Raw genomic sequence first — 22,918 nt, forward strand, 5'->3', positions numbered from 1 at the left:
ATAAGTACAAATAACTCTCAGTAATATAAATTTTTATTCAATTACACAATCAATGATAGTTGTTTCATGGAAGAAGCCAATCCTCGCAACCAGGTTACGATGAACCCAGGTGACCTAGGCAATGTCGTGTCGCAAATAGAACAAGTTGTGACGAAAAATGCTTCAAATCCAGCCTTAGTGGGGGATGGAAAGACTATCAGTTACCGCGAAATGCTTGCCGCAACAGACCAACTTGCAAGCGTTCTGCAATCAAACGCGGTTGGGCCCGAAGTTACTGTTGCAGTGTGTATGCCTCGCACTCCAGAAGCCATAATAGCGTTGCTTGCCATTCATAAAGCTGGAGGAGTTTATGTCCCACTGGACAATAATCTCCCATGCAAACGGCTTGAGTTCATGCTTAAGGACAGCAAGGCCAGTGTCGTTGTGTGCACTGACGAAACAGCGTCTCTTGTGAAGGAGTTATCTGCCGAGATACCGAACTCATTGCAGATCATTAATTATTCTAAGCTGGATCCAACTCCCTTCACTAGCAGCACAAGCCAATCGGTTAAACCAGATCAGCTTGCTTACATCATCTACACCTCAGGCTCTACGGGACAGCCCAAGGGTGTCATGATTGAGCATCGTGGTCTGCTAAATCTAGCCTTGGAGCAAGCACGCTGTTTTGGTTTGGATGAGAGCTCTCGCGTCCTTCAGTTCGCATCTTTAGGTTTTGATGCTTCAATATCCGAAATTTTGGTGAGTTTGTGCTGCGGAGCCCAGCTTCATTTTGCACCCGACGGCACGCTGTTAGCCGGAGATGCATTGAAGCACATGGTTAGAGACAGATGTATTTCTCATCTAACAGTGCCTCCCTCTCTTGCCAGTCGCATGGACCCGTTGGATTACTCGAGCTTAAAGACATTGGTGGTCGCGGGCGAGGCAATGCCGTGGTCGCTCGTGGAACGCTGGTCCGGGCACGTTAACCTGATAAATGCATATGGTCCGACTGAAAACACTGTATGCGCAACACTTTTCAAGAGCAGCGGTGAGACTGGTACTTCGGATACAGTTCCGATAGGCAAACCTATCTCAAACGTTGATGTCCATCTTCTCGATGATGACCTGAAACAAGTGAAAGATGGTGAGGTCGGCACCCTGTGGCTGGGTGGTATCGGGTTAGCCCGTGGATACAAGAACCAGCCAGATCTTACTGCGAAAGTATTCCGTTCTGTCCCCGGCATTGCAACTGGCCGGCTCTATAACACAGGAGACCGCGCGCGACGACTTGCAGATGGAACGCTGGAGTTCCTCGGTCGTCTGGATGAGCAGGTCAAGGTGCGTGGCTATCGTGTTGAATTGCAGGAAGTTGAGAAGTGTTTTTCTAAGCTTGAATGCATAGAGCACGCTCATGTTACCGCGACAACAGCGGATTCAAAAGACCCGGAAATCCTCGCCTATTTCACTTCACGAGATGGCACTCCTGTCCCTAGCGTAGACGAGTTTAAAACGAGCCTCTCCGCCTTCTTGCCAAGCTATATGGTACCGAACGCGTTTATTCACCTCGATGAGTTCCCTCTAAATGTAAATGGCAAGATAGATCGAAAAGCACTTCCAGCTCCTGACAGATATGCCCGCGGCGCGCAGTCAAAGGAGCTTCCGAGCACAGAAACGCAACAGATCCTCGCTGGTTTTTGGAAAGATCTGCTCCACGTCGAAACGGTCTTTTGTAATGACACACTTCAAACTCTGGGAGGCTCTTCCCTTGATGCCGTTCAGTTTCTCACGCGGTGCCGTGAACGGTTTGGTTTGGTCCTCTCACTAGAAGACGTATTTACCGGAAAGAAACTCAGCGAACTCGCGGCAAAAATCCAAACTTCAGAAGAACCAGACAGATCCGATAGGTCTTTGACTGATTATGATCTGGGAAGAACCACCTTCCCCGTTTCTCATCAGCAAAACGGAGTGTGGTTACTGGAAAAACTAACGCCGGGGTCTCTTGCATACAACGCTCAATGCCTGATCCGGATGCAGGGCGAAGTAGATGCATCCGCGTTACAATCAGCATTGGACCTGATTGTCGAGCGTCATGAGATTTTTCGCACCACGTTTCACGAAGATACTTCTGGTACGACCTATCAGAAAGTTCATCAACCTGTGCCTGCGCAATTGGATCTGGTGGACCTGAACACCTCAATGGATAGCCCAGAGCTCTGGAAGGTTGTCGATCGCGAGGTCTCAAAACCCTTTGACACCAGCTGCTTGCCATTGGCTCGCTGGGTATTGTTCAAGTTTGATGATGGCTCCTCCGCTCTCTTGCACATTGAACACCACCTTGTTCATGACGGTTGGAGCGCGAATATCTTTCTTTCAGAGTTTCTGGAGGCTTATGAGGCTTTCGCAGATGGAGCACTGCCCAATCTCGCACCTGTCCCTGCCCAGTACCGGCATTACGTGGGATGGCAGCAGAGTGAGGACGCTGAAAGAACCTATGAAAAACAGCTGGCCTATTGGAAAGAACAACTCTCAGGCGCCAACTTTACTCTCGCTCTCCCAACTGATGCCTCGCGCCCTGAAACAATGTCATTCAAAGGTAAACAGTCCCGTTTGGAATTAACAGGGACGCTGCTTCAAAAACTGGAAGCCTACTGTAAGGCCAGTGGTCACACAGATTATACAGTGCTTCTCGGTGTTTTCCATCTTCTACTCTCCCGCTACACAGGCCAAAAAGATCTGCTCACAGGCAGCGCTGTCGCAAACCGGAAAACCAGCTTTTCAGAACATATGCTGGGCATGTTTGTGAACAGTGTCGTTATTCGCTCCAATCTGTCTAACAACCCGAGTTTTTCAGAATTTCTGAACCGACTGCGAAGCACACTCTCCAACGCTTATGACAATGAAGAAGTGCCGTTTGAACGAGTTGTCCGAGCGTTGCAGCCTGAACGGGACCTTTCCAGAAACCCCATTTTCCAAGTTGGTTTTAGCTACCACAACTCAAAGGTACCAGAGCTTGCGCGAGATGATCTGAACATCTCGCTGTACGAAGCCTATAGCAACAACTCAGCCAAATTTGATATTGAGGTAGTCATTCTCCCCCGTTCCTCTGACAATACTGATATCCCGGCGCTGACTCTTTTGTGGAACTATGCGACTGACCTCTTTCAGCCTCAAACCATCGAACGCATGCAGGAGAATTTCTTCGCGGTGTTGGACCAGTGTTTATCTGAGCCACGCCTGTCAGTCACCAGTTTCAGCGCAGTTTGCGAAGAAGAACGAAAGCTTCTGATCTCGCTCAGCGCGCCTATCCAACCGCCGAAGACCAGTGCACCAAGTCCGGTTGTCCATAGACTGGAACAGCTCGCAAAATCCCAGCCTCAACACATCGCGATCCTTCAGGACGAAACATCACTCTCCTACGGTGAATTAGAAAAGCAAGCCGCATACCTGGCCATGAAACTACGTGTTCATGGTGTAGGTAAGGAGAAGCTGGTCGGCGTTTGTATGGAACGAAACACCGATTTGATCGTAACACTGCTGGCAATCTGGAAAGCTGGTGGAGCATATCTTCCAATCGATCCTGCACTGCCAGAAGCGCGGAGGGCCTTTATTCTCCAGGACAGTGCGCCAGATTTGATCTTATGCTGCCGTGCAACACACCAATCTCTCGCAAGTTTGCCAGACAATCAAAATCTCTATGTTTTTGAAGATCTTGCAGAAACCACAGACCACTCAGTACCGATGGGTCCTACGTTGGAGCCTGTCTGCGCTGAGGATCTTGCCTATGTCATCTACACCTCAGGATCTACCGGGCAACCCAAAGGCGTTCAAATTGAACATCGGCACATTGCACGTCTGATTGACACCTGCCAGCCTCTGTTCAACTTCACATCTTCCGATGTCTGGTCCTTCTTCCATTCCTACGCATTTGACTTTTCGATTTGGGAGATATGGGGAGCTCTTTCTACGGGCGGCTCTGTGGCAATTGTGCCAGAGGATGTGCGCCGTGATCCCGCTCAGTTCTACGCTTTGTGCTGCAACCAAGGCGTAACAATTCTCAATCAGACACCTTCCGCCTTTCGTGCTTTCATGACAGCACAGGCCGAAGCCAACACGCCACATTCATTGCGCTCAGTGGTGTTTGGTGGTGAAGCCCTTTCAACGCCGATGCTCAAAAACTGGTTCGAGAACCCTGGCAATTCGGACTGTCAGATGGTGAACATGTACGGGATCACAGAAACCACCGTACATGTTTCCTATATGGAGCTCACGGCTGAGAACATTCATCGCTATTCAGAAGGTAGCCCCATTGGTCGCCAGTTGGATGACCTGAGCCTTCATGTACTGGATGACAACCTCATGCCTGTGCCCTTCGGTGCAGCCGGAGAGTTATATGTCGGTGGAGCGGGCGTTGCACGAGGCTACCTTAACCGTCCTGCCTTAAACGCGGAGCGGTTCATTGAGAACCCGTTTCTACCCGGTGATCGCCTGTATAGAACAGGGGATCTGGCTAGGTATGCAACTGACGGCACCTTGTTGTATCTGGGCCGCAACGACAGTCAGGTGAAAGTACGCGGATACCGCATCGAACTGGGCGAAGTCGAAGCCGCTCTAGCTACCCACGATAAGCTTCAGCACGTTGTAATCATCTGCAGAAATGAGGCCACAAGCGATGCCCTGCTGGTCGCCTACTATGTGCCCGTGGCACAAAGAACAGGCTTGGATTCCAGCGCGCTACGTTATTTTGCAGCTAATCTTCTGCCAAACTACATGGTGCCCTCAGTATTCGTAGAGTTAGAGGCGCTACCGCTGACCCAAAACGGTAAACTGGACCACAAAGCACTTGAAAAATACGACGTTGCACAGACCAAAGTCTTCGTGGGTCCAGAGGGGGACAGCGAAACGCTGTTAGCTCAAGTTTGGGCGGATATCTTAAAGGTCAAACAGGTTGGCCGCTTTGATAACTTTTTCGAGCTGGGTGGTCACTCACTCTTAGCTGCAAGAGTGCAGGCCTCCATGCATGCCAAAGGCTGCCATCTCGCAGCGGTGGATTTGCTACGCAGGCCAGTGCTCAAGGATCTTGCGCAACACATTCAATACAGTGCCCAACAGAGTTCAACTGCTGGAGAAACCAGCACCAACCAAAGCCCAATGTCTATCGCCGGCCTTTCGCAAATGCAGATTGAGCATGTTGCAGGCTCGGTGCCCGGTGGCATCCAAAATGTAAAAGACATTTACCCTCTGACACCATTACAGGAAGGCATCTACTTCCATCATCGGCTTTCAGAACAAGGGGATCCTTATCTGCTCTGGAGCCTGATGGCATTTGAGACCGCTGAAGCATTGCAGAGCTATCTTGCGGCCCTCCAGAAGGTCATGGATCGCCACGACATTTTGCGCACAGTGTTTGTGTCCGAAGGGCTGGAAAAGCCACTTCAGGTTGTTCTCAAGACTGTTGAGCTGAAAACCTGCGAGTTGGATACAGATAGCCTCGAAGGGACTGGAGATGCAATTGCAAAGCTTCAGGCCTTGTTTGATCCCCGAGTAACAAAAATTGATCTTCGCGAACCCTCCCTTCTTCGCGTTCATTATTGCTATGATGCTGACAACAAACGCTGGCTGGCTCTCAAACTGTTCCACCACATTATCGACGACAACACATCGCTCAAGCAGCTGAATGCTGAGGTCAAAGCATTCATGAGGGAACAAGGCGAGACGTTGCCTTCCCCTGTTCAGTTTGGAAAATATGTTGCGTTCCAACAGGGGCAGAGCCGTAAGGAGGACACACACAATTTCTTTCGTGACCTGTTCACTGGGTTTGAAAGCGCTACGGCACCCTTCGGTCTTACAGGTGAGCATGTTCATGGCGCAGATCTGGATACTGATAGCGCGAGTACCGGCATCACGCTGACTGCGGACATCAGAGAACTTGCCAGCCGATTAGGGGTGAGTACAGCTTCAGTATTTCATTTCGTCTGGGCTCTGGTCATGGCAAGGTGTTCTGGTCAGGAAGATATTTGCTTTGCCACAGTTCTCCTTGGCCGATTGCAGGGGCTCGAAAATGCTGAGCGGATACTGGGCCCCTTTATCAACACCCTTCCCTTACGCATCCAGCTTGCTGACCGTGATTGGGTGAGTGCCCTTCGTGCTGTCCACCAGACACTTGTCGATCTGATGCACCATGAGTTCTCCTCGCTAACCGATGCGATTGAAGCCAGTGGGGTGGACCGTGCTACACCACTCATCACTTCGTTGATCAACTTTCGCCATGCCGAACTTCTGTCAGATGGGTCTCAAGGTACCTCTCACCGCGACTTACCAGGCGCCACGTACCTCAGCGGTCATTATGGCACCAGTTACCCGTTCAATCTGACCATTGATGACTTCGGGGGGACATTCAAACTCCAAACACAGGCCCCACATGGCTGCAATGCATCTGCACTTTTGAGGATGACACTGGAGGGGCTGCAACACCTCACAAAAGTCTATCCAGAGGCTGAAACGACACCAACACATCAACTTGTTGGTTTAGATCGGGATCTGGAGACCAGGCTCCATGAATTTGCAGCAGGGCCAGAGTTTTCGGAGAGTTCAACCACACTCCATGGCGCCTTTGAAGCCGCGGCTGCAGCGCACGGTGGTCAGGTTGCCTTGATCACTGATGAACTCCAACTCACTTATGCTCAGGTGAACAGTCGGGCCAACAAGCTTGCCAGATACCTGAAGTCCAAAGGCGCTGGAACCCAAGACCGTGTTGCAGTGTGCATGCAGAAATCCGCTGATGCCGTTATCGCACTCCTCGCCATCCTGAAAACCGGCGCAGCCTATGTCCCAATTGATGCAACCTATCCCTCCGAGCGGATCACTTACCTGATTGAAGACAGCGCTCCGGCTCTGGTTCTGTGTGATGATCTAACCCTGCCTCAAATGGCTGAGATGGGTGTTTCTGAGAAGCTGATCAATCTTGATCAGCCTGACCCATGCCGGCAGGCGCTTGGCGAAGACAACTTAAATGCATCGGTTTCCCGCGAAGACACAGCTTATGTGATCTACACCTCTGGCACCACGGGCAAACCTAAGGGCGTGATGGTACCGCACAAAGGTCCGGCTAATCTCGTTGCATGGTTCCAACAGCAAGGACAAATCACGCAGCAAGACAGAGTTCTCCTGTCCACCTCTCTTACCTTTGACATCTCAGTGGTTGAGATATTCGCCAGCCTTACCTGTGGTGCAAGCCTAATTGTGGCAGACCGCTCCCGCTTACTGGAAGGTTCGTATCTGGTTGAACTCATAGGTGAGTATCAGGTCACAGTCTGTCAGTTTGTCCCTTCTTTGTTGGGCTTCTTCCTGTCTTGTGAAGGGGCTGACACTTGCTCGAGCTTGCGTTCGGTGCTGTGTGGTGGCGAGGCCTTTTCTTCCTATCTGGCAAAGCGCTGTTTCGAAGTACTGGGGCCCGTACGGCTGCAGAACCTTTATGGACCCACTGAGGCAAGCATATATTGCACAGCGCAAGAGGTTGAACATCACGCAGATTATCCGCCAGTTGTTCCTATAGGCCGACCCATCGCAGGCATGACTATGTATGTTCTGGATCAACATCTGGCACTTGCCGCCCCCGGTGTGGCGGGGGATCTTTATGGTGCTGGCCCAGGTGTTGCAACCGGATACCTGAACCGCCCAGAACTCACAGCAGAACGTTTTATTGATAGCCCGTTCAAAGCTGGAGAGCGCTTTTATAAGACTGGTGATATTGGGCGCTATCTGAAAGATGGCACTATTGAGTATTTGGGGCGAGATGACTTCCAGATCAAAGTGCGTGGCTATCGGATTGAGCCCGGCGAGATCGAACATGCCTTGTGTCTAAGTAAGGGCGTGTCCAATGCTGTCGTCGTGACCCATCAGGATGAGGCCAAAGACACGCAGTTGGTAGCTTATGTATGCCCTGATAAAGGCGCTGGCTCGCTAAATCCTGCTGCATTGCGTACCACCCTTACCAGCCAATTGCCGGAATATATGGTGCCGGGGCTCTATGTGCAGCTGGATACCTTGCCTTTGACGTCTAACGGCAAGATAGACCGTAGCCAGCTTCCTGAGCCCGATAGCGGCAGTATTCAACCGATCACCAGTTACGTGCCCCCTGAAACCCCAATGGAAGAGGAGCTTGCGCGTATCTGGGCCGAAGTGCTGCAGCTGGAGCGTGTCGGCATATGCGACAATTTCTTCGACATTGGCGGACATTCACTTCGCGCCACACGCATTATTGCCCGAATGCATGATGTGTTGGGAATGGAAGTGCCGCTGCGCATCTTTTTCGAACGCCCCACCATTGAGCAGACACTCGATTACATTTTTGAAGAGCTGGAAGCAGCCGAAGAATATTCCTGACGCAAAAGCAGATTGTCAGCGTCATTGGGAGGACTCATGCAGGACGAATTAAACAAGCGCAAACGTCGCTCTCTTACACCAGAGCAGCTTTTGAAGATGCGTCAACGCAGCGCTCTCAAGGCAGCCCCGCGTGATCAAAGCCCCCTGCCACTTTCCTTTGCGCAGGAGAGGCTCTGGTTCCTCTCTCGCATGGAAGGCATCAATTCAGCCTATCATCTGACCCTTGGTTTGCGCCTTCGTGGCGAGTTAAATGTGACATACCTGCAAAGCGCGCTAGACCAGCTGATGGACCGTCATGAAGGCCTGCGTACAGTCATTACCGACGATAACGGGGAGTTGGCTCAAAGCTTCTTACCCCGTGCCTGTGGTTTTCCCCTTCGTCTGCTCAAAATTGATGTCGATAGCGACCCAGAAACAGAGATCCGCCGTTTGGCAGAAGAGGAGAGCACACGGTCGTTCGATCTGCTGCAAGGACCGTTGGCTCGCTGTTGTCTTATCCGGATCAGCGAGACGCATCACGTGTTGCTGCTGGCATTGCATCACATCATTTCCGATGGATGGTCCAACGGGCTCCTCCTCAAAGAGTTGGGTGAAAGCTACTCTCATCTGATTGAGGCAGAAACACCAATCAAGCGGGAAACACCCGACCTTACATACGCCGATTATGCGGTTTGGCAGAAACAGCCGGACCAGCTCAAAAAATTTGAAGAGCAGAAGGCTTATTGGAAAGGAACGCTTGCCGGTGCACCCGAACGTTTGCTGTTGCCAACTGATCGGCGGCGGCCTGCTCAGCAAAATTATGCGGGTGATCTTTTACCGTTGGAGTTAGGCCCTGAGCTCAGTGACAAGGTGCGCCGATTGGCGCGCAACACGAGTTCCACACCCTACTTGGTGCTTATGAGCGCTTACGCAATCGTGCTCTCCCGATTGTCTGGACAAGAGGATCTAGTCATTGGCACCCCATCTGCCAACCGTGTCCGCAAAGAGCTGGAAGAGATGGTGGGCTTGTTCGTGAACACGCAGGCAATGCGCTTTGACTTGAGCGAAAATCCCACTGTAGGTCAGCTACTTACCCAGATGCGGGGCATTTTCCTCGACAGTCAGGATAATCAGTCTCTCCCATTCGAGCAGGTGGTGGAAGCGCTAAGCCCTCAACGGTCCTTGTCTTACGCTCCGCTTTTCCAGGTTATGTTCGCATGGCAAAACACAGAGGGTGGGATACCTCAATTCGCTGGATTGGAGTTGGACACTGTACAGCTACCTCGCACCGCCTCACAGTTCGATATCACACTTGAGCTGGTAGACGATGGCTCAAACATCGCCGGCGGCCTGGAATACGCGACAGCTCTGTTTGACCGCCAAACCATAGTTCGGCTTGCGGGTTATGTGTTACAGGCAGTGAAAGCCATCTGCGTAGACCCGGGACAGGCAGTGGCCGAACTGCCCCTTATGGATGCAGCCACACATACAGCAACATTAAAAGCTTCCCATCTTGTATCTACAGATGTACCGGCAACAAGCGCTATCCATCTGCCTTTTGAAGAGGCCGCTGCGGCCCACAGCGATCAAGTTGCATTGATCAGCAATGAGACCGAACTCTCTTATGCTCAACTGAACAGTCAGGCCAACAAGCTCGCCAGATATCTGCGTTCTAACGGGGTTGCAAATCAGGACCGGATTGCGGTGTGCATGCGTAAATCCGCAGACGCGATTATTGCCTTACTCGCCATTTTGAAAACCGGCGCTGCATACATTCCAATTGATGCGGACTATCCCCCTGAGCGGATCAACACGCTTTTACAAGATTGCCAGCCCAAAGCCATTCTTATCGATATGCGTGGTCAGGAGCAATTGGATCAACTCGCCGAGCTGTCTGCCCAGACTGTTCATGTTGCGAGGAAGAGAGTTGATTGGGCTTCTCTGGCTGCACACAATTTAGATGTTGAAATCACGCCTGACCAACTGGCCTATATCATCTACACTTCCGGTTCGACGGGACAGCCCAAAGGCGTCATGGTCGATCATCGTGCGATCTGGACTGTCAGAGATGCATGGAGCAGCCTTTACGACTTCAAGGAACCACCATGTGTTTTGCAGATGGCGAGTCTTTCGTTTGATGTCTTCACCGCAGACCTTGTCCGCGCCCTCACGTTTGGAGGCAGGCTTGTTCTGGTGAGTCAGGACGAGCTGGTAGATAGTGCTGCCCTTCTCGCAAAAATCGAGCAGCACCAGATAACATTCGGTGATTTTGTTCCTGCAGTTTTGGACAATCTCACAGCCCACTTGCAGACAATCAGAAAACACTCGACCAGCCTCAAAACTGTCGTGTGCGGTTCTGATCGTTGGTCCTCCAAAGGTGCTTGCGAAGCACGAAAGGCCTTCGGATCTGAAGTGCACATCATTCATGCTTACGGCTTAACCGAAACCGCCATTGATTGCCTCGCACTCAGCTTACCTGAGGAGATTTCTCCGAACACGACGCTGAGTCTCGGCACTGCACTCAAGAATTATCAGGCCTTGCTTTTGGACACTTCCGACCAACTTATCCCTGAAGGGGTTGTTGGAGAAATCTGTATTGCCGGATCTGGTTTGGCACGCGGCTATTGGAACGCACCTGAACTCACGAAGCAAAAGTTTACCGATGTATCGTTTGGTGATGGCCTGAGGATCTTCAAGACAGGAGATTTAGGCCGTCAATTACGCGATGGGTCGATGGAGTTTTTAGGGCGGAATGACCGGCAGGCAAAACTCCGCGGTTTTCGCGTCGAGCTTGGTGAGGTTGAAGCTGCTCTTGAATCTGATGAACGCGTCACATCAGCCATTTGTGTTGTAAGACCCCACACCAGCGGCGAACAGCTTCTCGCCTATGTCGTCCTTGCGGATAATGAGGGGCCTGAAGTTCCTCAGGCACTGAAAGCAAGCCTGAACCAAAAACTCCCACACTTCATGGTACCTACCGGGATCACCGTCATCGACAATGTACCACTCACTCCCAATGGTAAAGTCGATCTGAAAGCCCTCCCGGACTTTGATCTATCCACGCTCTCACAAACAGAGTTTGAGCCTCCACGAACAGGCAGAGAAACGGAACTGTGCCGGATCTGGTGCGATGTACTCGGTGTCGCCAATATTGGGCGTAACGATAACTTTTTTGCTCTGGGCGGCCATTCTCTGCTTGCAGTACGGTTAGCCCAACGTATCCGTGAAACACTTTCCGTCGAAGTCCCGGCAACAATTGTTTTCACTGCCCCAACGCTGGCCTCTCTTGCTGAGGCAATAGACAGCCAGACACGCACGACAAAAAGACAGATTGAGCCCGCAGATAGAACACAGAACTTGCCGCTTTCCTCCTCTCAGCAACGCTTATGGTATCTGGCAGAAATGGAAGGTCAGAGCGAAGCCTACCATATGCCATTGGTTCTGGAGCTAAGGGGCAGGTTGGACGTCTCTGCCCTGTCTCAAGCAGTTGAGAAAATCGTTGCACAGCACGAGGCTTTGCGTACGTGTTTCAGTCAGAAGAACGGAACCGCCTATCAGGAAATTCAGCCAGAAAATGTTTGGCGGATGAGTACGGCTACTCAGGTGTCAGCGGCTGAGATTTTACAAGATCATGTTGCTCGTTTGATCTCTCTGCCCTTTGATTTGGAGGCGGGTCCGCTGTTTCGTGCGGACCTCTTACGCTGTGACGAGAACCATCATGTGCTGGTGATTGTTATGCACCACAGCATTTCAGATGCTTGGTCCATGGGTATCTTCAGCAGAGAACTGAGTGTGCTTTATTCTGCTCTGTCCCAACACCAGAATACCAAGCTCCCCGATTTGCAAATCCAATATGCAGACTTCGCGCAGTGGCAGAGCAATGAGTTAAAGAATGGCTCATGGGACCAGCAAAAGCACTATTGGAAGTCCAGGCTCGCGGATGCTCCTGTGCTGCTGGAGCTGCCAACCGATCATCCAAGACCAAAGCGGCAATCCTTCAAAGGCACCATGGTTCCATTGAATCTGGAACCATCACTAACTCAGAAAGTGAAGGAGCTTGCTGCATCCAATCGGATCACGTTGTTTACCAGTCTGCTTGGGACGTGGGCGCTGACACTGGCCAAGCTTTCAGGACAAAAAGATGTCGTTGTTGGCAGTCCGGTCGCCAACAGAGATCATTCACAGCTCGACAACATGATTGGTTTTTTCGCCAACACACTGGCCTTGCGGGTGGAAGCGAATGAAAGCCTTACCTTGCAAGACTACCTGTCTCAGGTGCAGACCACTGTTTTAGAAGCACAACAAAATCAGGACCTTCCCTTCGAACAGGTGATTGAACATATCAACCCGCCGCGAAGTCTTGCGCACTCCCCCTTATTTCAGGTGCTGTTTGCCTGGGAGGGAGAGAACAATGACCGGTTCGAGCTTCCCGGTCTTTCTGTTGATGTACTCCCTCACCACCATGGCGGTGCCAAATTTGATCTACTGTTGTCACTTCAGGAAAGAGACAGCCAGCTGAAAGGTGCCATCGAGTTTGCAAGCGATCTGTATGAGCCAGAGACCGTCGCTCGCATCGCAAAGTACTTCGAGCATGTTCTCACTCAAATGGTTGCAGACGTGGGTACGGAGGTCCGTTCAATAAGTCTGTTGAGCGAAGAGGAACAAACGCTGGCGCTGGATGCATGGCAACAGCCTTCTGTGCCCTACCCTGAGTTTGAATGCATCAGCAGACGCATTGAAGAACATGCCGCACGCGCACCGACAGCCACAGCGCTGATCTTCGGCCAGACAAAACTCAGCTACGACGAGTTGAACACATGCACTAATCGGTTTGCTAATGCACTTGTGCAGGACGGCATTCGCCCGCGAGCAAACATCGCACTTTGCGTGGACCGATCACCGGAAATGGTCGTCGCGCTGCTGGGTATCTTGAAGGTAGGGGCTGTTGTTGTGCCGCTGGATCCAGCTTACCCTGAGGCCCGTCATCAGGCTATCTTGCAGGATGTTAAGCCGGATCTCGTCATAACCACAGATGCATTAAAGCCCAAACTGCCAGTCGAGTTCGCAAGTTCAACAGCCACTCTCGCAGAGCTCGCACAAAAGGGCCAAAATATTCCAACGGAGAATGCGGGGCTTACCCCTGCCCCTCTTGACCCGGCCTATGTCCTTTACACCTCTGGGTCTACAGGCAAACCAAAAGGCGTGGTGCAGACCCACCGTACCTTGCGCAATCTGGTCAACTGGCAACTAAAACAGGGTCCAGTAGAAAGAGCCCCGTCGCGCGTTCTCCAATTTGCCTCACTCAACTTTGACGTGGCTTTTCAGGAGATTTTCTGCACGCTGTGTCAGGGTGCAAGCCTTGTCTTGCTGAGTGATGAACAGCGCAAAGACATCGGCAACCTCGCTGGCTTTATCAAGTCCAACGGCGTTGAACGCGCCCACTTGCCCTTTGCGGTATTGCAACAGATGGCAGGACTTTTTGAGGCAGAGCAGCTGCCGGACGGCCCTGCTTGTGAAGTGATCACTGCTGGCGAGGCACTGCTGGTCAATGACAGCCTTCGGCAACTCCTTAAAGCGCTGGGAGGGCGCTATTTTTACAATCAATACGGCCCCACTGAAACCCATGTGGTGACCCAGCACGTTCTGGATTGCGCGCACATGGAGGCTTGGCCAGCCTCCCCGCCCATCGGCAAGCCCATGGATAACACCAGTGTGTTTCTTCTGGATGAGCGCATGCGTCCGGTGCCTTCCGGAACAATTGGAGAGCTATATGTGTGCGGAGACAATCTGGCTTTGGGTTACTTTGGTCAGGAAGAACTAACCGCAGAACGATTTGTCACGCACTCGTTCGCCTCTCAAGACGCGCAACGCTTTTATCGCACCGGTGATTTGGCAGCCTACCTGCCAGATGGCAGCCTTGCCTTCCATGGCCGTGCAGATGATCAGGTGAAGTTCCGTGGGTTCCGGATTGAGCCGATGGAAATCACGAACTGCATCTTACAGATGGACGACATTGTGGAAGCCGCCGTGATCTTGGACAAAGAAGCAGGCCCCGAGCAGGCCCGGCTCGTCTGCTACTTCGTCGGTGCAAGACCCGCTGACACATTGCGGGCAGAGTTGAAAGCTCGTTTGCCGGACTACATGATCCCAACTGACTGGGTGCCTCTGGAAGAGTTGCCCATCACCCGGAACGGCAAGCTGGATCGCAGAGCTTTGCCATCTCCTGTTCGCTCAGGAAGTGCAGACTATGAAGCACCATTGCCGGGGCTTGAAGCAGGTATTGCTCAGATTTGGCAGGCGGTGCTCAAGGTGGAACAGGTTGGCCGCACCGACAACTTCTTTGACCTTGGCGGGCATTCTTTGTTGGCGACCCGCCTGATCCATACAATAAACAAAGAGCTGTTACTCGGTCTGTCCCTCAGTGATCTTATTGAAAATCCGAGGCTTGCTGATCTGGCGGCCTCGGCTAATGCCAACATCGGGAAGGCCGAACCCTCAACACTGCAAATCCATGCAGATGAAGCAAACCGGTATGAACCGTTTCCACTCACAGACATCCAGCAGGCTTACTGGGTTGGCAGAGATGATGGCTTGGGGTTGGGCGGTGTTAGCGCTCATGCCTATGAAGAAATTGAGATCCCTCACCTAGATCTTGATAGGTTCAACGCTGCTTTGAACAGATTGATCCTTCGTCACGATATGCTGCGAGCTGTTTTTGCCAGCGATGGCACCCAGCGCATTTTAGAGGATGTTCCTGAATACATCATCCAGACTGACGATGCCCGTGGCCGCAGCGAACGTGTCGTCGAGCGCATTATCTCAAGAAACCGAGAGGCCATGTCGCATCAGGTTTTGGATGCGGGAACATGGCCGCTTTTCGAGTTCCGGGCCGTACAGCTTGATAATGAGATAACCCGGCTACACATTTCCATGGATGCATTAATCGTGGATGCAGCCAGCAGCCAGATCTTTTCACGCGAACTGGCTACATTCTATGAGGACCCGCAGGCAGAGTTTCCGAGGATTGAAATCACGTTCCGCGACTATGTGGTGCAGGAACTGGCGATGAGGGATGACTCTCGCTATGCGATTTCTCTGAAATACTGGCAAGACCGCTTATCGGCTCTCGCTGCAGCTCCGGAACTGCCGCTTGCAAAACAGCCAGAGAACATCAGTAATCCCCGGTTCACACGCAGACAACTTGTTTTGGAAGAGGCCAAATGGTCAACGATCAAAGCAAATGCGCGAAAGTATGGTGTCACCCCCTCCGGTTGTCTGCTGACAGCATTTTCGCAGGTGCTGGCTAAATGGAGCCAGTCGTCCCGGTTCACGCTCAGTTTACCTGTGTTCAATCGCCAACCGCTCCACCCCCATATCAACGGCCTCATCGGCGACTTTACTTCTATTGTTTTGCTGGAAGTTGGCTCGGACCCGGCGAAGAGCTTTTCTGACAATGCAAAAGCAGTCCAGCGTCAACTCTGGAAGGATATGGATCATAGCGAAGTCAGTGGTGTACGGGTTCTGCGGGAACTCACGCGCCTGCGTGGTGAGCAGCAAACGGGAATGCCCATCGTCTTCAACAGCACCCTTGTGGAGATGATCCCGGATCAGGAGGAAATTACGCTTTCCTCCGCATTGGACGCTCAAAATGTACATACCATCACCCAAACACCACAGGTGTGGCTGGATCACACCATCATGGAGATTGATGGCGAGCTACATTTCAACTGGGACAGCATAGACGAGCTGTTTCCAGAGGGCATGATGCAGGACATGTTTGATGCCTATTGTGCTCTGCTTGAAGAGTTGGTCACCTCTGGTCGTTGGCAACAGCAAGTCCCCCAGCACTTTCCTGTCTGGAACGCTGAGCGCGCACTGTCACAACATTGGCCATTGATGCATGAGCTGTTTGAAGAACAAGCGCTCAAAACACCAGCTGCTCCTGCCGTGATCTGCGGCGATCTGGTTCTATCTTACAAACATGTCCGCCAGCGTGCCCGTAATCTTGCCACTCTCCTTCAACAGAAGGGCCTGGCAAAAGGTGATCTGGTTGCCATTCAGATGCGGACCGGTTGGGAACAGAGTGTTGCCGCCCTCGCCATCCTATATGCAGGGGGCGCATATCTTCCAATCGACCCAGATCTGCCAGCCAATCGCATTGAAGGTATTTTGCAACGGACCAGGTCCAGGCTCGTATGTGTTAAGACAAGCCAGAGTGACAAGCGCAAGGGACTTCCTGCGTTTGCTCAAACGGTTGATGTGGGTAGTGAACTGAATGCTTTAAGCGATGAGAAGCTGCAGGTAATTGATACACAGCCAGATGACCTTGCCTACGTGATCTTCACTTCCGGTTCCACCGGGGAACCCAAGGGGGTCATGATCGATCATCGCGGAGCAGTTAACACGCTCCTTGATATCAACCACCGTCTAAACGTGCAGCCAGAAGATCGTGTGTTTGCCATCTCTGCATTGGGCTTTGATCTCTCAGTCTATGATATTTTTGGATTGCTGGCGGCAGGTGGTGCCTTAGTCCTGCCCAATGAGGCTGAGGCAAAAGACCCAGCCCATTGGCTGGAGTGCCTCATTCGTCACAAGGTCACGATCTGGAATTCTGCACCAGCTTTGCTTGGTGTACTGACAGATTATGCTGAAAGCGATCACAAAGGTCTCGGCTTGCATTTGCGTCAAGTGATGTTGTCTGGTGACTGGATCCCACTTTCACTGCCTGAGCGGTTGCGTGCGCTCGCGCCGAACGCACATGTCTTGTCTCTGGGTGGAGCAACTGAAGCCTCCATTTGGTCCATCTGCTTCCCTGTTCAGGATATCGCGCCACATTGGAAGAGCATCCCCTACGGTAAAGCGCTGGACAACCAGCAATTTTATGTTCTGGATGACGCGCTGGCCTCTCGCCCCTGCTGGGTCACTGGTGAATTGTACATCGGTGGCATTGGACTTGCGAAAGGCTATTGGCGGGACGAAGAACAAACCAACCATCGTTTCATCACCCACCCCAAAACCGGCGAACGCTTGTACCGCACCGGCGATTTGGGGCGCTATATGCCTGATGGAAACATAGAGTTTCTTGGGCGCGTGGATACTCAGGTCAAGGTGCAGGGTTTCCGCATTGAGCTTGGTGAGATCGAAACGGTGCTCAATGCCCGTAAAGACGTAAAAGCCTCAGTCTTTAAGATGTTTGGCGCGGCACAAGGCGATAAGCAACTCGTTGGCTATGTGGTTCCGGAAAAACGCGGTGTCAATATTGATGCTCTTCTGGATCATTTACGCGCCCACCTGCCCCACTACATGGTTCCCTCTTCTCTCCTTGAGATTGAACGCCTCCCGATTTCTGCAAACGGCAAAATTGATCGGAAGCAACTGCCGGAACCAGGCAGGGAGACACAAGCTGAGCCAAGCCTCAATCCGCGAGGGGAACAGGAAGAGAAAATCCACGAGATTGTCTCTCAGATCTTGAAACTGGATCACGTCACTCCCGAGGATAATTTATTGCAGCTGGGAGCGACCTCTATCGATATCACGCGCATTTCAAACGCGTTGTCGAGCACGCTCTCATTCCGCCCACCACTTGCAAAGTTTATGGGCAGCCCAAGCCTTGCAACGCTCCTTGCCATGTACCGGGAGCAGTTTGGTCAGGTGGCGGAAGAAGGGCAACCTGCTGCAACAAAGTCCGCAATTGCCACTCTTGAGGACCCGCTGCAACGACAGTCTTTCAAAGACCGTAATGTTGGGTTGCGCAAGTTTGATCAGCAACATGGCGTGCATCAGTTGGAACACTCCGGCTCTCCTGAGTTCGACGAGTTTGACGCCTACCGGTCAGTGCGTCAGTTCATTTTGGATCCTGTTCCCAAAACCCGATTAGAAGCACTCCTCTGCGCATTACGGCGTAATCAGAACCAGACAGCACCAAAGCACTTGTTTGCAAGCGCCGGGGGGCTCTATCCGGTGCAAACCTACCTTTACATCAATCCCGGTCGTGTGCTGGGCCTGGAAGGTGGGGCCTATTATTACGATCCTGAAAAACACGCTCTGATTTCGACAGCAAATGGCAAGGCACTGAGCCCGGATGCCTATGATTACTTCGTGAACCGGCCAATTTTTGAAAAGGCTGCCTTCGCGCTTTTCTTCATCGCTGAGCGGCAGGCAATCGAACCCCTTTATGGCGAGATGAGCGAGCAGTTCTGGTTGATCGAAACAGGCGCAATGGCACAGCTGTTGACCATGCGTGCCCATGAAGCAGGGTTAGGCCTGTGCGGCATCGGCTCCATAGATGAGACGGTTTTGACGGAGCTGTTCCGGTTGGGGCCTACTCATAAGCTCATCTATTCCATGATCGGCGGCACACCCACCACTGAGCAAAACCGGCAACACACCATAGAGACCTTCGGGACTGCGCTTGCCTCCTCAATGGATGAAGATGAAATGGAGGAGTTTGAAATATGAAAGCTCAACAACTGCTTGATTATTTTGCCCAGCACAATGTGAGCCTCCAGACTGATGGAGAAAAGCTGCGTTTCAAAGCGCCAAAGGGGTTTCTGGGAGCTGATCTTGCCGCCGTTCTGAAAGCGGAAAAATCAGAGCTGATTCATCTGCTGCAACAACATGCAGCAGAAAGGCAGACTGAAGGCGTACCACTTTCACCATCACAGCGCCATTTGTGGTTCTTGCATCAATTGGAGCCGGAGAGTCCGTTTTACAATAACCCCGTTGCGCTCAAAGTTTCCGGGATGCTCGAGTTGGAAACTCTGCACCGCGCCGTAAATGCTGTTGTTGCGCGTCACGACATGCTCCGAGCGAGGTTCAGCACAAGCAACGGAACGCCTACACAAACTTTTCCAGAACCTGCTGAGCTGCCCTTTGACCTCTTGAACCTTTGCCATCTGAGTGACGAAAAACAGGTGGAGGCGCTCAATGAACGTGTCCAGCATGAGGCAAGCCGACCGTTTGATTTAGAGCACGGCCCGCTCTTGCGCTCAAGTTACATAAAGCTTGCAGATGAAGAACACGTATGGCTCGTAAACCTGCACCACATTACCGCTGATGGCTGGTCTATCGGTTTGTTTTTCAGCGAAGTTACGGCTCATTACAACGCTTATCAAATGGGCACCTCGCCCGACCTTCCCCCTCTGTCCATGCAGTACGCCGATTATGTGACGCATCATAAAAACGAACGCAGTTCATCCAGAGAGCAGCAACAGATCCAGTTCTGGACTGACAAACTTGAGGACCTGCCAGACTTACTTGAGCTACCCACGGATTTCCCTCGCCCGGCAGAACAGACACATAATGGTGCTCACTTTGAACTCACGCTTGATGACAACTTGAGTGACCGCCTGCGACTTTTCTGCAAAAGACGCTCAATCACGCCATTTGCGCTCTATCTGGCCGGATTTGCCGCCCTCTTATGGCGCTACAGCAAACAGGAAGGCATCTGCATTGGCACCTCTTTTGCCAACCGCCATCTGGTAGAGCTGGAGCCTCTGATCGGGCACTTCATCAACACGCTCGCACTTAAAACGCATGTCACGGCCACAAGCACCTTTGCTGAGCTGGTAACGCAGTCGCAAACGACCATTCTGGAAGCGCTGGACAATCAGGATTTGCCTTTTGAAAAGGTGGTCCAAGCTGTAAATCCGGAACGCTCACCAGCCCACTCGCCTCTGTTTCAGGTCATGCTGATTTATCAGAACCTGCCGGGGGGATCGGCTCAAATGGATGGTGTTGAAATCGAAACACTGGCAACAGATAGCCAAACTGCAAAGTTCGATATCACGCTGGAAGTGTTTGAACGAGGCTCCACGTTTAGCCTTGGCTTTGAGTACAACAAAGATCTGTTTACGCATTCCCGCATTGCACGAATGGCAAGTCACCTCACCTGCTTCCTCTCAAACGCCGTCGAAGCACCAGAAGTGGATCTCGGTGCGATTGATTTCATCCCCCCCGAAGAAAGACATCTGTTAACACAAGTATGGCCTCACGGAGCGCAGCACGCGTTAAGCTCAACGTGCATTCACAAAGCATTTGAGGCTCAATGTGAGCATTCACCCGAAGCACCTGCACTCGTGTGCGGCGAAGACGTGTGGAGCTACGCCAGCCTCAATACCAAAGCAAATCAGCTTGCCCGCCACCTGAAGGAACTTGGTGTTACTGAGGGAAGTCCAGTGGGCCTGCTCTTTGAGCGGTCCAGTGAGTTGGTGATAGCCATGCTTGCCGTGCTCAAGGCGGGTGGTCACTTCATTCCGTTGGAGCCCGGACTGCCAATCAAGCGTCTTGAGTTTATGGTGCAAGACTGCCAGCCCAATCTGATCCTCACCCACCCAGAGGCATCGGAAGCGGTCACGAGACTCAAGAGCCTTTGTGACGTTGAAGTCTTATCACTGGATACAGAGCAACGAGCCAAAATCACTCAATCCTGCGGCACTGATAATTTGCCAGCTAACGGTATAAGCACCGAGGATCTTGCCTATATCATTTACACGTCAGGAACCACCGGCGTTCCAAAAGGCACCAAACTCACACACAAGGGTTTGGTGAACCTCATAGAGTGGAGCAATCGCACATTTCCAGGCAAGCCCGGTGATGCGCTTTTGCAGAAGACGCCGATGGGATTTGACGCGGCGATCTGGGAATTCTTCTGGCCATTATGCACTGGCGCATCACTGGTGCTGGCTCCGCCTCATGCTCACACCTCTCCTGCAGAGCTGGCAAAGATCTGTGCATCTCATGGTATCACCAGTATCCAGTTCGTTCCCGCGATGCTGAATTTGTTTCTTGACGAACCGGAGACTGCCCAATGCACCCAACTGCGCAATGTGTTTTGCGGTGGTGGTGAGTTGAGCGGCGCACTTATGCGCAAGTTCTCCAGCAAGCTGCCGTGGGCAACACTGCACAATGTTTACGGTCCGACTGAATGCACCGTAGACAGCACCTGGCATAGTGTGAAGCCGGAAGATCTGGACAAACCTTCAGCCCCCATCGGCAAACCCATATCGAATGCAAGGACTTACCTGCTTGATGAGAGCATGTCGATTGTCCCGATTGGACTGGTTGGCGAGCTTCACATCGGTGGTGCCGGCTTGTCCTCAGGCTATCTTAACGCCCCGCAGCAACAAGCATCAGCGTTCATTACCAGCCCATTCGACTCAAATGAACAGCTCTACCGTACCGGCGACCTTGCCTACTATGATGAACAAGGTCAGCTGGTTTTTGCAGGCCGCAAAGACAACCAGATCAAGCTGAATGGCTTTCGCATCGAGCTGTCAGAGATTGAAGCTGTTCTCCGACAGCATCCCGAATGCCACGCCTGTGCCGCGCTCGTGGTTCAGCAAGGCGGTGGCTCTGCCCAGCTCGCTCTTTGCTACACCACATCAGACGGTTCTCCCCTCGTAGAAAGTGACGTTCGTCGTCATCTGGCAGAAGCGCTTCCGGACTACATGCTTCCTCATATTCTGCTGCATTTGGAAACTTTCCCTCTCACCAATAACGGCAAGATTGATTATTCCAGCCTAAAGGCATCTGTGCTGGCCCATGAGGCCGTGTTCAAGGTCAATCAGGAAAGCCCACGAGATCATATCGAGCTCCAGATCTATAACATCTGGAAGGAAGTGCTTCTCCATCCATCTATCGGAATCAGCGACAGTTTCTTCCATGTCGGTGGTTCTTCCATCGCAGCGATCAAAGTGGCCCATCGGGTTGGTGAGGCGTTCAAAATTCAAGTCCCGCCCAAAACGTTCATTTTAAATCCGACAGTAGAGGCGCTTGCCAGTTGGATACGAAACGGAGCTGCGGAAGAAAACTCCCGCGACAACCTCATTACGTTCCGCGAAAGCCAAAACGGTGAGCATGTCGTGTGCGTTCATCCTGCTGGTGGGACAGCCTTTTGTTATCTGTCTCTGGCAAAGATCCTGGCTGATGATATTGGCGTTTATGGCCTGCAATCGCCCGGCCTCAACGCGGAAGAGGAAACTCTCCCCTCCATAATGGCCATGGCCAGCGCGTATCTGGAACGTATCGAACACATCGCGCATGAAAAAATTGTCCTCACCGGCCTGTCGTTTGGGGGCTACGTTGCCTATGAGATGGCCCGGCTTCTGAAAGCCCGTGGTAACCACAATGTCAGCGTCATTCTTCTGGACACTCAGGGGTTTGAGGAGCATGAGCGCCAGAGCCTTGCACCAGTTGATCTTGCAGAATTTCGAGACAAGCTGGTGAAGTTCAACGGTATGTATCCGGGCATCGATGACGAGCAAATCAAGCGCTACCATCAGGTTTACAATCACAACCGGGCCTGTGTGCCGGATTATGACTGCCAGCCATTGGACGCGCGAGTTGTGTTCATTCAGGCGCTTGGCTCGCTCAACAAAGGCTTCCTGCATCAACTGCGTCAGTTTTGGATTGAAAGAGCCTCAGGTGGCTTCATGACGAGATTGGTTCGGGGAGACCACTGGGAACTGCTGGAAACAGAAGAAATACAGCGTGTCAAAAAGACGATTTCCTATGAGTTTCAATTATTTGAGCGGCAAACCATCTCTCCTGCTGTTCCTATGCAGATAGACGCTTAGAG

At 52.0% G+C, this 22,918-nt stretch carries 3 protein-coding genes; all 3 read left to right on the forward strand.

Features of this window, described 5'->3' with window-relative positions; all coding sequences use genetic code 11:
- Nucleotides 1–66: 66 nt before the first annotated feature.
- Genes BMZ51_RS20985 through BMZ51_RS20995 form a run of 3 tightly spaced genes read left to right on the forward strand, consistent with a single transcriptional unit; the run spans nt 67 to nt 22,916 of the window.
- Nucleotides 67–8,361: a non-ribosomal peptide synthetase gene (locus BMZ51_RS20985; protein WP_068008164.1), complete on the forward strand. Its 8,295-nt coding sequence runs from the start codon at nt 67–69 to the stop codon at nt 8,359–8,361.
- Between the two features lie 36 nt (nt 8,362–8,397).
- Entirely contained in the window at nt 8,398–18,798 is a 10,401-nt protein-coding gene (locus tag BMZ51_RS20990) for a non-ribosomal peptide synthetase (RefSeq protein ID WP_068008162.1), read from the forward strand.
- Nucleotides 18,795–22,916, forward strand: coding sequence for a non-ribosomal peptide synthetase (locus tag BMZ51_RS20995; protein WP_068008159.1), 4,122 nt, complete (start codon nt 18,795–18,797; stop codon nt 22,914–22,916). Before BMZ51_RS20990 ends, BMZ51_RS20995 begins: the two co-directional genes overlap by 4 nt.
- Nucleotides 22,917–22,918 lie beyond the last annotated feature (2 nt).

Origin of the sequence: Pseudovibrio axinellae, assembly GCF_900110875.1 — a bacterium.
Lineage (GTDB): Bacteria > Pseudomonadota > Alphaproteobacteria > Rhizobiales > Stappiaceae > Pseudovibrio > Pseudovibrio axinellae.

Coding starts and splice junctions, on each gene's coding strand:
- BMZ51_RS20985 (WP_068008164.1), top strand. CDS start 67: ATGGAAGAAGCCAATCCTCGCAACCAGGTTACGATGAACCCAGGTGAC.
- BMZ51_RS20990 (WP_068008162.1), top strand. CDS start 8,398: ATGCAGGACGAATTAAACAAGCGCAAACGTCGCTCTCTTACACCAGAG.
- BMZ51_RS20995 (WP_068008159.1), top strand. CDS start 18,795: ATGAAAGCTCAACAACTGCTTGATTATTTTGCCCAGCACAATGTGAGC.